This is a genomic window from Bernardetia sp. Wsw4-3y2, assembly GCF_037126295.1.
Classification (GTDB): Bacteria; Bacteroidota; Bacteroidia; order Cytophagales; family Bernardetiaceae; genus Bernardetia.
In genome coordinates this window covers 435118-448611 of the sequence record NZ_CP147018.1, presented here as the reverse complement: position 1 = coordinate 448611, position 13494 = coordinate 435118, and the positions used below count along the sequence as shown (strand labels likewise).

Annotated in this window: 12 protein-coding genes; 9 read left to right on the top strand and 3 right to left on the bottom strand. The window is 32.1% G+C overall.

From position 1 onward, the window contains the following. The first annotated feature begins 19 nt into the window (after positions 1–19). From V9L05_RS23350 to V9L05_RS23325, 6 genes are all read left to right on the top strand, one after another. Positions 20–1150, top strand: a complete 1131-nt coding sequence (locus V9L05_RS23350; RefSeq protein WP_338815524.1) for an aminotransferase class III-fold pyridoxal phosphate-dependent enzyme — start codon at positions 20–22, stop codon at positions 1148–1150. A 95-nt stretch (positions 1151–1245) separates the two neighbouring features. Next, the gene (locus V9L05_RS23345; RefSeq protein WP_338815523.1) at positions 1246–2256 is read left to right on the top strand and encodes an N-acetylornithine carbamoyltransferase; all 1011 of its coding nucleotides are present in this window, start codon (positions 1246–1248) and stop codon (positions 2254–2256) included. A gap of 124 nt (positions 2257–2380) precedes the next feature. Further along, positions 2381–3160 (top strand): acetylglutamate kinase, encoded by a 780-nt coding sequence (argB, locus tag V9L05_RS23340; protein ID WP_338815522.1) that lies wholly within the window; start codon positions 2381–2383, stop codon positions 3158–3160. A gap of 217 nt (positions 3161–3377) precedes the next feature. Continuing rightward, positions 3378–4448 (top strand): M20 family metallo-hydrolase, encoded by a 1071-nt coding sequence (locus V9L05_RS23335; RefSeq protein ID WP_338815521.1) that lies wholly within the window; start codon positions 3378–3380, stop codon positions 4446–4448. Positions 4449–4619: 171 nt separating this feature from the next. Continuing rightward, the gene (argH, locus tag V9L05_RS23330) at positions 4620–5900 is read left to right on the top strand and encodes an argininosuccinate lyase (protein ID WP_338815520.1); all 1281 of its coding nucleotides are present in this window, start codon (positions 4620–4622) and stop codon (positions 5898–5900) included. A 402-nt stretch (positions 5901–6302) separates the two neighbouring features. Next, the gene (locus V9L05_RS23325) at positions 6303–6596 is read left to right on the top strand and encodes a hypothetical protein (RefSeq protein ID WP_338791091.1); all 294 of its coding nucleotides are present in this window, start codon (positions 6303–6305) and stop codon (positions 6594–6596) included. A gap of 90 nt (positions 6597–6686) precedes the next feature. Here V9L05_RS23325 and V9L05_RS23320 read toward each other — a convergent pair whose 3' ends face one another. The 3 genes from V9L05_RS23320 to rsmH form a co-directional block, all read right to left on the bottom strand. After that, a complete protein-coding gene (locus tag V9L05_RS23320; protein WP_338791090.1) occupies positions 6687–7406 on the bottom strand; it encodes a hypothetical protein in 720 nt (239 codons plus the stop codon). Between the two features lie 9 nt (positions 7407–7415). Further along, positions 7416–8915 carry a histidine ammonia-lyase gene (hutH, locus tag V9L05_RS23315; protein ID WP_338815519.1) on the bottom strand — a complete coding sequence of 500 codons (1500 nt, stop codon included), beginning with the start codon at positions 8913–8915 and terminating at the stop codon, positions 7416–7418. Positions 8916–8981: 66 nt separating this feature from the next. Then, on the bottom strand, positions 8982–9914 hold the full coding sequence (gene rsmH / locus V9L05_RS23310) for a 16S rRNA (cytosine(1402)-N(4))-methyltransferase RsmH (protein ID WP_338791087.1): 933 nt from the start codon (positions 9912–9914) through the stop codon (positions 8982–8984). A gap of 133 nt (positions 9915–10047) precedes the next feature. On the opposite strand from rsmH, the gene V9L05_RS23305 reads away from it, so the two are divergent. The 3 genes from V9L05_RS23305 (at position 10048) to V9L05_RS23295 (ending at position 13314) form a co-directional block, all read left to right on the top strand. After that, the gene (locus V9L05_RS23305; protein ID WP_338815518.1) at positions 10048–11157 is read left to right on the top strand and encodes a phosphodiester glycosidase family protein; all 1110 of its coding nucleotides are present in this window, start codon (positions 10048–10050) and stop codon (positions 11155–11157) included. A 157-nt stretch (positions 11158–11314) separates the two neighbouring features. Then, positions 11315–12226: a succinylglutamate desuccinylase/aspartoacylase family protein gene (locus V9L05_RS23300; protein ID WP_338815517.1), complete on the top strand. Its 912-nt coding sequence runs from the start codon at positions 11315–11317 to the stop codon at positions 12224–12226. A 95-nt stretch (positions 12227–12321) separates the two neighbouring features. Beyond that, on the top strand, positions 12322–13314 hold the full coding sequence (locus tag V9L05_RS23295) for a CPBP family intramembrane glutamic endopeptidase (protein WP_338815516.1): 993 nt from the start codon (positions 12322–12324) through the stop codon (positions 13312–13314). Positions 13315–13494: the final 180 nt, after the last annotated feature.

The window sequence follows — 13494 nt, the reverse complement described above, 5'->3', positions numbered from 1 at the left end:
GATTAAAATATATAAAAACATGAATTTATTCGACGTTTATCCAAAATATTCCCTTTCTCCAACTTCAGCAAAAGGAGCTTTCATTTATACAGATGAAGGCGAAAAATACCTTGATTTTTACGGTGGTCATGGCGTTATTTCTATTGGTCATTCTCACCCACATTATGTCAAACGCATTTCTGAACAGCTTTCTCAAATTGGTTTTTATTCAAATTCGATAGATATTCCAATTCAAAATGAATTAGCTAAAAGACTAACTGAGCAAAGTGGTTATCCAGATTATAAACTTTTTTTGTGCAATAGTGGCGCAGAAGCTACTGAAAACGCACTAAAATTAGCCTCTTTTCATACCAAAAAGAAAAAAGTAATTGCTTTCAAAAATAGCTTTCATGGCAGAACGGCAGCAGCTTTGAATGTTACCGATAACTCTAAACTTTCTGCTCCTCTTAATGAAAATAATTTTGAAGTAAAATGGGTAGAATTAAATAACAAAAAACAATTACAAGAAGCGCTTTCTCAAAAAGATGTTTGTGCTGTTATTTTGGAAGGTATACAAGGGGTTGGAGGTTTGGATATGGCAAGTGAGGACTACCTTCAATTTTTGCAAGATGAGTGTAAAAAACACAATTCTTTACTAATTCTTGATGAAATTCAGAGTGGTTTTGGTAGAAGTGGGAAGTTTTTTACTCATCAGTGGGCAAATATTCAACCTGATTTGATTACGATGGCAAAAGGAATGGGCAATGGTTTTCCTATTGGTGGAGTTTTGATAAACCCAAAAATTGAAGCACATCATGGAATGTTAGGAACTACTTTTGGTGGAAACCATTTGGCTTGTGCTGCAAGTATGGCAGTTTTGGAAGTTCTAGAAAGTGATAATTTACTAGAAAATGTAAATGAAGTTAGTAAAAAGGTAATGGAAGATTTATCGAAAGTTCCTTCTGTTCAAAAAGTCAAAGGAAGAGGTTTGATGTTAGGAATTGAAATGCCATTTCCTATTAAAGAGTTACGCCAAAAACTACTTTATGAACATCATATTTTTACAGGCTCATCTTCTAATCCAAATGTTTTGCGTGTCTTGCCACCTTTGTCTATTTCTTACGCTGAATTCAAACCTTTTATAAAGGCTTTGCATAAAATTTTATCTTAATTCTTTTCTAGTAAAATAGGGTTAAAACCCTGTTTGGTAATATGGATTTCTTTTTAAATCTAAATTTACTTCCAATAAAGACATAATAAATCACAATGAAAAATCTAAACTTCACTTCTTTTGCAGATGTTCCAAATTTGCAAGACTGGCTAAATACAGCCCAAAATTTCAAAAAAAAACCTCTTTCTCATGCTGATTTTGGAAAGGGAAAAACGCTAGGTTTACTTTTCTTTAATCCAAGTTTGCGAACTCGTTTGAGTACACAAAAAGCAGCCATGAACTTGGGAATGAATGTCATGATTATGAATGTTCAGCAAGATGGTTGGGCGATTGAAATGGAAGATGGAACAATTATGAATCAAAATTCACAAGAGCATATCAAAGAAGCAGCAGGTGTAATTTCGCAATATTGTGATATTATTGGAGTTCGTACTTTTGCTTCTTTGACTGATAGAAAAAGCGATTATGAAGAAAAAGTCCTCCAAAAATTTATAAAACATGCGCTCGTTCCTGTTATTTCTTTAGAAAGTGCAACAGCTCATCCTTTACAATCTTTTGCAGACGTTTTGACGATTGAAGAATTTAGAGAGAAATCAAATACAAAATCAAATGGTGTCAAAAAACCAAAAGTAGTTTTGTCATGGACTCCTCACCCAAAAGCATTGCCACAAGCTGTTCCAAATTCGTTTGTCGATTGGGTCAAAAATACAGATTCAGAATTGGTTATTGCTTGTCCGAAAGGTTTTGAGCTTAGTGAAGATTTTGCAAAAGGAGTTTCTGTTACTCACAATCAAGAAGAAGCCTTCAAAGATGCTGATTTTATTTATACAAAAAATTGGTCTTCTTTTTCTGATGAAAATGGAAACTATGGCAAAATAGGGCAAAATTTAGAACATTGGATAGTCGATGAAGCAAAAATGAAACTGACTAATAACGCCAAATTTATGCACTGTTTGCCTGTTCGTAGAAATGTCGTGGTTACGGATGAAGTAATTGATAGTCAAAACTCTGTTGTTTTGGAACAAGCACACAATAGAGTTTATGCTGCTCAAACAGTGTTATTTAACATTTTGGAACAAAAATTTGGTTATCCTATTCCGTATTAATTGTGTATTCGTTTGCTCACAAACGAACTATTACGCTTTCTCAAAAGCGTGATTTATCTTAAATATCACGCTTCTGAGGAAGCGTTACATTCAGTTCTGAAGAACTCAACGCACTACTAAAACTATGAAAAAACAACTTTATATCGTCAAAATAGGAGGAAATTGTATCGATAATCCAAACGAATTGGATACTTTTTTAGAAAATTTTGCTGCTCTTTCTGTTCCCAAAATTTTGATTCATGGAGGTGGAAAAATAGCTACACAAATCAGTCAAAAATTAGGAATTGTTTCGAAATTGGTAGAAGGAAGACGTATTACTTCAAAAGAAGAATTAGAAGTCGTTACTATGGTCTACGCAGGACTTATAAATAAAAAAATTGTAGCAACTCTTCAAAGTAAAAATTGTAATGCACTAGGATTATCAGGTGCAGATGCAAATACGATTTTGGCAAAAAAACGTCCTGTAAAGAATATTGATTATGGTTTTGTGGGAGATATTGAAAAAATAAATACAGAAATAATTGACTTTTTACTTCAAAAAAATACAATTCCTGTTTTTTCTGCTATTACTCACAACAAAAAAGGAACTTTATTAAATACAAATGCTGATACAATTGCTTCAAGTCTTGCCGTTGCATTAAGTCAAAGTTATGAAACGACTTTAATTTATTGTTTTGAGAAAAAAGGTGTTTTAAGAGATACAGAAAACGAAAATTCAATTATTTCTACACTAAAATTTCAAGAATATGAAGAACTGAAAAAGCAAGAAATTATTTATCAAGGAATGATTCCAAAGTTAGATAACTGTTTTGATGCACTTCAAAAAGGCGTTCAAAAAGTAATTATTAGCAATATTGATTTTATCAAAAATACGGATTTGCCACATACTGAAATTTTATTATAAAAAAATAGGATTTCAAAATTAGTAGGTTAAAGGCTCGCCTTTGACTTGTCATACAGTCATTTTTCAGTTCAAAATACAGTCAAAGGCGAACCTACAACCTACAAATACAATCATTTTTTAGTTTTTAAAAACAATAAAATCACAAGTCAAAGGCAAGCCTTGAACCTACAATTACGATTGTTTTTTGAATTAAAAAACATGTAAAACCAAGAAAAAAATGAAAAAAACTACCATAAAAAACCTTCAAGAAAAAGCCATTCAATTACTTCAAAATCTAATTTCTACGCAGTCATTTTCTAGTGAAGAAGATGAAACAGCCATTTTAATTTCTGATTATTTAAAAAAATATGAAATTGATTTTAAACGAAGTAATAATAATGTTTGGGCAACCAATCTACATTTTGATGAAAACAAGCCTACTATTTTACTCAATTCACACCACGACACCGTAAAACCAAACAAAGGCTATACAAGAAATCCTTTTGAACCGACTATCGAAGATGGAAAATTATTTGGTTTGGGAAGTAATGATGCAGGTGGTTCTTTGGTTTCTTTGTTAGCTACTTTTGTTCATTTCTATAAAGAGCCAAATCTAAACTATAATTTGCTCATTGCAGCAACAGGCGAAGAAGAAAGTTCTGGAAAAAATGGTTTGTGTGGACTTTTGAAAGAATTACCAAAAATTGACTTTGCTATTGTTGGTGAACCTACACACATGCAACTTGCCATCGCTGAAAAAGGATTACTAGTCATTGATGGATATGCTAAAGGAATTGCAGGACATGCAGCACACGAAAATACAAAAAATGCTATTTATGAAGCCTTAGAAGATATTTTTTATCTAAAAAATTATGATTTTCCGAAAATATCGCCACTTCTAGGAAAAGTCAAAATAAGTGTAACACAAATTAATGCAGGAGAGCAGCACAATGTCGTACCTGCTTCGTGTCATTTTGTGATTGATGTTCGTTTTAATGAACTTTATACAAACACAGAAATTTTTGATTTTTTGAATCAAAACACAAAAAGTAAGTTGGTGGCAAGGTCATTTAATCTCAATTCTTCGGGCATTGATATTTCTCATCCGATTGTAAAAGCAGGAATTGATTTAGGTAGAACTACTTATGGTTCGCCAACACTTTCCGACCAAGCTGTTTTATCTTGTCCATCTTTGAAAATGGGTGCAGGAGATTCTTTGCGTTCGCATAGTGCCGACGAATTTATTTTTATTGATGAAATAAATGAAGCTATTGAAATTTATATTCAACTTTTATCAAAAATTATCTAAAGAACAATTACGAATTAAAAATTACGACCTGTCAAAGCAGCAAAGCTAATTACGATTTTAAGTTATTGGTTATCAATTAAGCAACAGATTAAAAAAGGTCGTTTATTCTTAAAATATAAATCTAGCCGTTGTTGGTGTCCTCACCAACGACATAATTATAAAAAAAACATTATGAAACTTTGGGATAAAGGTTATTCAATCAACAATTTAATCGAAACGTATACCGTCGGAAACGATAGAGTTTTGGACATGAAACTCGCCAAATACGACATTTTGGGAAATATGGCACACGCCAAAATGCTACACAAAATTGGAATTCTGACAGAACAAGAATTGCAAGATATTGAAAAAGGGTTACAAGAAATTCAAGCAGAAATTGAAGAAGGAACTTTTGTAATTGAAGATAATTTTGAAGATGTTCATTCTAAAATAGAATTTCAACTTACTCAAAAAATTGGAGAAGCAGGTAAAAAAATTCACACAGCTCGTTCTCGTAACGACCAAGTTCTTGTCGATTTGCATTTGTACATGAAAGATGAATTGAAGGAAATCAAAGAATTGACTAAAAATCTTTTTGATTTGCTTTTAAAGCTGAGTGAAAAACATAAGGATATTCTCATACCAGGTTATACCCATTTACAAATTGCGATGCCTTCTTCTTTTGGTTTGTGGTTTGGTGCGTATGCCGAAACGTTGATTAGTGATATTATTTTACTCAATGCTGCTTATAAAATTACTGACCAAAATCCACTTGGTTCGGCTGCTGGTTATGGAAGTTCTTTTCCGATTGATAGACAAATGACGACCGATTTATTGGGTTTTTCGACGCTCAATTACAACGTTATTGCAGCGCAAATGAGTAGAGGAAAACTAGAAAAAACAGTTGCTTTTGCCTTAGCATCACTAGCAGGAACACTTTCAAAATTTGCGATGGATGTTTGTTTGTACAATAGTCAAAACTTTGGCTTTCTAAGTTTTCCAAAAGAACTAACAACAGGTTCTAGTATTATGCCTCACAAACAAAACCCTGATGTTTTTGAGCTTTTGAGAGGGAAAAGTAACAAAATTCAAAATCTTCCTGCCGAGCTGATTATGATTACCAATAATTTACCTAGTGGTTATCATAGAGATTTTCAACTTTTGAAAGGAAGTGTAATGGAAGCCATCGAAACGACAAAAGAAAATTTAATTGTTTGTCATTTTATGCTAGAAAATATCATTGTTCATGAAAACATAATGGATAATTCGCTCTACGATTATGTGTATAGCGTTGAAGAACTCAACAAACTGGTTTTGAATGGAATGAGTTTTAGAGAAGCTTATCAGCAATTAGGGAAACAGATTTTAGAAGGAAATTTTAATCCTGAAAAAACTGTACGTCACACACACGAGGGAAGTATCGGAAATCTTTGTTTGAAGGAAATCAAGTCAAAATTTGATGAAGCATTTTAGTTTTTTTTCTATTTTTTAATCAAAAATTTCAGACGCAAAAAATATAACACAGATAAATGAAACCCATTTTCCCACGATTTTAATCGTGGGTTTTGTTATATGTAATTATGCCCAATTACTTAAGTATTTTACTTTGTGCTTTCTTTTTAATATCCTCAAAAGTCATAAAAAATTTCTGACTACTTTATTAAATTTTCTCACTGATTATTTAGATATATATTTGATGCTCAAGCACTTTGAATATAATTTTCATTTATTTTCAAAAAATAATTTACACCTCAAATCCTTTACGTTCTACGCTTCTATCTTTGTAGTATAGAAAGAGGATAAAGAAAGACAATTTGTCTAACCAACCTCTTTATCTTAACTACAAAATAATATCAATCTTAAATATCTAGAAGTATGAGCAAGCTACAAAGAATCGCAAAAGCTATCGAACGTGAAGCAGACTATCGCAAAGAACGTGTACTTTTATTTTGGAAAAAGAAATATAAAAATATGTGTATTGGAGTAACAGCAAATCCAGTCGCTATGAAAAGAGAACTTGGAAAACCTAAAACATGGATTTGTTGGGAAGCAACCTCAGAAGAAGAGGCACAAAAAATAGCTGATTATTTTGCTAAAAAAGGAATGAGATGGGAATATAAAGAACCTGCTCAAACTGTATGGAAATCATTATATGTTTATGTGGTATAATTAGAAAAAACTTTTATCTTTTTTCAAACTGTTGTCAGAGTTATTTGGATTACCAAACAACTACTGACAAAGTTTCTATTAGATTTTTCTTCAGATCAACTTATCAATGAAAACAGAAATTTTATTACTCAAATTATTTTCTTCAAAATATTCTTGTAGTCCTTTTAGTTCTGAAATAGTTTTTTTATTTCTCATTATTTTCATTCTTTTAGTTCGTCCATTTTCAAAAAAAATCACTAAAAAAAGGATGTCTTTATTTTTATCAGAAGCAAAAAAATCTAACTTTTCTACTTCTGACAAATAGACTATTTTGCTATTAAAAGGTAGAGATACTATGAATTTTATTTTATCAAAAATGATTTTGTTTTTTTGAACGAGTAAATATGCAAACAGAGACATCAAAATAAGAGCTATAAAAAAAAGACTCAAAAATTGACTTAAAAAATTAGTTTGAATCATAGACATGAGAAATATAGGAATTGAAAAGAATAGATTAGGAAGAACTAAAAAAGCTCTTAAAAATTCATTATCATCTTTAAGAATGAGTTTATATTTCTTTTCTACTTCTATCTTCACTTCTTTTACCACATGCTGTTTCATTGGAATTTCCTTTAATGTAAAAGGTTGATTACAATGACTATGAGCCATATAATTCCACGAATCCAACAAAAAAGCAGACTTACAAGCTCCACAAAGTACGATTTCATTTCCTTCGATAAGTTTATCTCCAGTAATGGGGTCTTTACGCTCTTCTTCTAAAAAACTTTTGTGTCTTTTGTTTTTGCTTGTAAGTCTGTGAGAATGAATCATTTTTTGATTTTAAATTTCAGTTTCTTCTATAAAAACTACGCTTTTTATCATATCATCGTGCAGAATTCTATCTTTTTGTAGAGGTTCTACATAATTTCTATACCTTGATAAAAATTCTTCTAGTTTATCTGATGTCTTCAGAGGTCTTCTAAATTCTATCGCTTGGGCTGCTGCCATGAGTTCGATTCCCAAAATTCGTTTTACATTTTGAAGAATTTTATAGAGTTTTGTCGCTGCATTTGCTCCCATGCTAACATGGTCTTCTTGTCCTTTTGAGGAAATAATACTATCAACGCTTGCAGGCGTACAAAGTTGCTTATTCTGACTGACTATCGAAGCTGCTGTATATTGTGCTATCATCATTCCCGAATGCAAACCCGAATCACGCACCAAAAAAGGAGGTAAATTTCGCTCTCCTGCCATCAATAAATAGGTTCTTCGTTCCGAAATACTTCCCAGTTCTGCTAGTGCAATAGCTGCAAAATCTAAAGAAATAGCTAGTGGCTGTCCATGAAAATTCCCCCCTGAAAGAATTTTGTCTTCATCAGGAAAAACATTTGGATTGTCTGTAACCGAATTAATCTCACACTCAAAAACAGAATTGATATAATTGAAAGCATCTTTACTTGCGCCTTGCACTTGTGGCATACAACGGAAAGAATAAGGATCTTGAACATGTGCTTTGGGTTGCAACATTATTTCACTTCCTTCCAAGAGTTCTCTAATTGTTTTTGCTGTGGCAATTTGTCCTTTATGGGGACGAATTTTGTGTGTTAGTTCATCAAAAGGCTCAGAACGACATAAAAAAGCATCTGCTGAAAGTGCACCAATTGTATCACCAATACTATTAAGTTTTTGAGCCTCTACCATACATGCAACCCCATACGCACTCATAAACTGCGTTCCGTTGAGCATTGCCAAACCTTCTTTTGCCTTTAATTTTATTGGATTCCAGTTTTTTTGTTTTAAAATTTCTTCTGCTTGATATTTTTGATAAACTCCATTTTCATCTTTTATCTGAACTACTCCCATTCCAATTACAGGCAAGGCAAGATGAGCCAAAGGAGCTAAATCGCCAGATGCACCCAAAGAACCCAATTCATAAACAACAGGCAAAATATCTTCATTATAAAAATCAACAAGTCGTTGCACCGTTTGAAGCTGAACGCCTGAATGTCCGTAAGAAAGTGATTGAATTTTGAGAAGCAACATCAAACGAACGATAAAAGTAGGCACTTCATTGCCCATTCCACAAGCGTGCGACATCACTAGATTTTCTTGTAATTCACTAATCTGCTCTCTAGGAATTTTGTAGTTGCACAAATACCCAAAACCAGTATTGACACCATAAACAGCTTCTTCGCTCTGTGTGATAAGATTTTCCAGATAAGCTTGTGCTTTTTGTATCTGTGCTTTGCTTTCTTCTGAAAGCTCTATTTTTGTGTGAGATTTAGCAATTTGATAAATTTCTTGAATAGAAATAGTTTGATTTGATATTTTATGAAGCATAAAGTAAAATTATTTTTGTTTGTGTTTTCCTACAAAGATTAGGTTCTAATTTAATTATTTTTTGAATTACAGCTTTTTAGCAATTCTGAGTTTTGCACTTCTAGCTCTAGGATTTTGCTCAATTTCTTCTTTTGATGCAGTAATTGGTTTTCTATTTATGGCTTCAAAAGGTTTTAGAATATTTCCATAAAAATCTTTTTCAACTTCGCCATGCAATTTTCCCATTTGGATAATTTTTTTCAAAGGTCGGTCTTCTAAAGAATGATACGACATAGCGACCAAACGTCCATCTTTTTTCAAAACTTCAGCACATTGAAGAAGCATATCCTCCAAAGATTCCATTTCTTGATTGACTTCAATACGCAATGCCTGAAATGCTTGTGCATAGTATTTAAACTCTTGTCGTTTAGGGGCAATACGTTCTAAAATGGATTTAAATTCAGTCGTGGTTTCAATAGGTTTATTAATTCTTGAGGCTACAATTGTTTTAGCTAAAGTTTTGGCATTTTTTATTTCTCCATAGATTCCAAAAAGTTTGTGTAATTCAGATTCTCCGTATTCATTCAAAATATCTCTTGCTGTTTGGCTCGTTGAAGTATCCATTCGCATATCCAAATCAGCATCAAAGCGAGTAGAAAATCCTCTTGTTGGCTCGTCTATTTGGTGCGAAGAAATCCCTAAATCTGCCAAAATCCCGTCTACACTTTCTACTTTATACATTCTCAGATATTTAGCTAAGTATCTAAAATTAGCCTTCAAAAAAACAAAACGAGAAGGATTTTCAAGTGTATTTGCTGTTTTGGCTAATTCTTGTGCTTGTGCTTGTGCATCCGAATCTTGGTCAAAGGCATAGAGTCGTCCTGTAGTTAGTTTTTCTAAAATTGCTCGGCTGTGTCCTCCTCCTCCAAAAGTAAGGTCGACATAAATTCCATTTTCTTTTATATCCAATGCTTCTATACATTCAGAAAGCATGACAGGATTGTGATAAGTAGATTCCATTTATTTGCTATATTTTTTACAAAAATTTCATACAATATAAAAATGCCCATTCCGTTTTGAGAACAAAAACTCATTTGGTCGCAAACTAAAATTTACGATACATTATTTCTCACTCTAAAGAGTAAGCTACATTATGCAACATTTTATTTTGATTTTCGCTACAAAGATAAGGTTATTTGTTTTAGTATTTATTTCTATAATGATTTGTTTTTCTTGTACAGTGAGTTCTTCCCAAACTGAAAAGCAAAAAGAAAATTCGAATAATCAATCAGATTCTATACTAATTCCTACAAGTAAAATTATTGACTTGGATTCTACTAAAACTGATTCAAAGAAAGAAGATAAAAACGACCCTTACTATGACGGAGAAAAAGCAGGTTGGATTTATGGCGATTCTAATTACCAAGAACCAAAAGAAGTAATTCCAACTTTTACACCTAGAAAAGTAGAAACAAAGATAGTTTGGAAAGTTTTTGAAGAAGGCTTGGAATATGCTGAATTTGATGCTCCCATAAAGTCAAATATTGCAGATAGTAAGATTTCTGTTTTGAGAATCGATATGAAATTTTTTAAGTTAGATTTGATTTCTTCATTAGAAAAAATTTCTGAAAAGTCATTTGAGAAAAAAGGAACTAAAACAGCTCCCAAATGGGCAAAAGCTGAGAAATTGATTACTGCCTTTAATGCTTCTATGTTCCAAATGGACGGAATGAGCGCAGGTTATATGAAAGATTTTGAGTTTGTAAATAATCCTAATTTTACAGAAAAGTATAATTCTATTGCAGCTTTTAATTTGAAGGAAGAAGCCAAAAACAAAAATTTGCCTGAGTTTCAGATTATAGATATGGATAATTCGTGTGGAAATTGGCAAGAAACTATCAAAAACTATAATACACTGATTCAGAATTTGCGTTTGGTAGATTGCCGACAAAAAAATCGTTGGGGAAATCAAAAGCGTTATTGGAGTATGGTTGTTTTGGCAGAAGATATGAATTCAAATGTCCTTTTTATTCATACTCGTTCGCCCTATAATGTTCAGACTTACAATGATATGCTTTTAAAATCAGAACTCAATATCAAAAAAATCATGTATTTGGAAGGAGGACCAGAAACTTCATTTTTTATAAAGTATGGCGATAGTGTAATTTCAAAACAAGGAAGTTATGAAACTAATTTTAATTTGAATGATAATAATCATCATTTTTGGGAAATCCCTAACGTGCTGGGAGTTAGGAAAAAATAAGCAAATAACTTGATATTTACTGAATTAATAAAAATTAGTTTTTTGTATCTTTACGCATTATTCTGCGTACTATACTATTTACCCTAAACTTCTTCAAAAACATATTGGGAAGTTTAGGGTTTTATTGAAATTTTCCCTGACCTTTTTAACAAGATAGATGACTCAACAATCACAGGAAACCACACACACATCAACACTTTTTAAGCGTATCATTGGAAATATCTCTGGAGGAGATAATCAAACACTTTTGGTTTGTATTGGTGGTTTACACGGAAACGAACAAGCAGGTTATAATGCCTTAGAATATCTTGCTTCCCATTTAGATAAGCGACTTTTTAATGGACATTTTGTAGCTATTGGTGGAAACTTGCAAGCACTAAAAGAAAAAAAACGCTATTTACAAACTGATTTGAACAGAATTTGGCTCAATGATTTGATCGATAATATTCCACCTGATTCAGAAATTTCAGAATATGAAGAATTGCGCCAACTTATTGAAGTTTTGCGTGTCATTCCTCACGATACTTACAAAAGACGTATTTTGATAGATTTGCATACTACTTCTGCGCCAAATGGAGCTTTTGTAGTCAGAACCACAACAACAGATGACAAACTTGCTCAACTTTTAGAAATTCCTGTTATTCTTGGATTAGATAAAAAATTACAAGGAACTGCCATGACTTATATGGAACAATGGAATTATGAAACTTTTGCTTTTGAAGGAGGAACAATAGGAAAAGAGAATTCTGCAAATAACCTTACCTTAGGAGTTTGGCGTATCATGCAAGCTCTTCAAATGACTACTCAGCCTATTCCAAATTTAGAACATACTTTAGGAGAAACTATCAGAACAGGCGTTCCGAATTATCTAAACTGTGAATATATCCATAAAATACCAGAAAATTCGACATTTAAGATGTTAGAAGGTTTTGGTAATTTTGATAGTATCGAAGAAGGGCAATTATTAGCATATCAAGATGGAAAAGAAATTCGCTCACCTTATAAAGGCTATATTTTGATGCCTTTATATCAAGATGAAGGTAATGATGGTTTTTTTGTTGTGAAATAAAAATTCAATTTTCTTCTTAATTATAGTAATTTTGAAGATAAAAATACTACTGATTTACTAGAAAAATTACAACTTTTTTCTTTAAAAACACCTCTATGAAATATATATTTTCGCTTCTCTTGCTTTTGGTCATTACTGTTTTAGCTTTATTTGCTTCCCAACTTATTGGAATGTTTTTGATTGCAATAGTTTATGACATTCCTATTATAGAATTTACAAATCAGATGCAAAATATGAGTGCACACCCAGAACTTCGCACACCTATTTTGATTTTGCAAGGCTTTACACAGATTTTCAGTTTTTTGGGAGCTGCTTTATTTTTTACTAAATACGTCTATAAGTTTAATCAAGCTAATCCAAACAATGGAACAGTTCATGTCATGAATCCTGATTTGGCTCAACAATTTTTAGAAGAGCCTTTTCTAAGAAGATACAAAACTCCTGCTTTTATTTTCTTAGTTGTAGTTGTGCTTGCTATTGTTGCTTTTCCTGCTGTTTGGGTAACAGGAGCATTAAATGGAGCAGTAGAATTTCCTGAAGCCTTAAAAGGCTTAGAAACATGGATGAGAGAAAAAGAAGATGCTGCACAAACACTAACTCTTTTTATGACTGATTTTGCTTCGCCTATGCAAGCAATTTTAGGTTTTATAGTAGTTGCTATTTTGGCAGGACTCACCGAAGAAGTATTTTTTAGAGGAGTAGTACAACCTCTCTTTCAGAATCTTACCAAAAACAAACACGCAGCCATTTGGATAACAGCCATTATTTTTAGTGCTATTCACTTTCAATTTTATGGTTTTATTCCTCGTATGCTCTTAGGTGCTTTATTTGGCTACTTATATATCTACACTAATAATATTACTGTTCCAATTTGGGCGCATATTCTCAATAATGGACTTACTTTGATTCTGTTTTTGTTTGTTGATAAAGAAATGCTCAATGCTCCAGCAATGGAAACAAACGATTTTGCTACAATGATTCCACTAGGTATTTTGAGTATTTTGCTTTGTGTTGGTATTTTAAAGTTTATCCAAAAACAGATGAATAAAAAAGTGGAGGAAGTAGTAGAAGGCAAAAAATCATGGTAAAGCAAAAGTAAGCCTTTCTTAATTTTAGATAATCAACAATACACTGACATTTCTACAAGAAGTAATTCTATTATCTTTTGTAGAAATGTCTTTTTTATTTAATTTGATAGCATAGCTACAGATATAAAACTAACTTTCAATTATAAATGAAAGTTAAAAGTTTTGGCTTTCTTTTTGAAC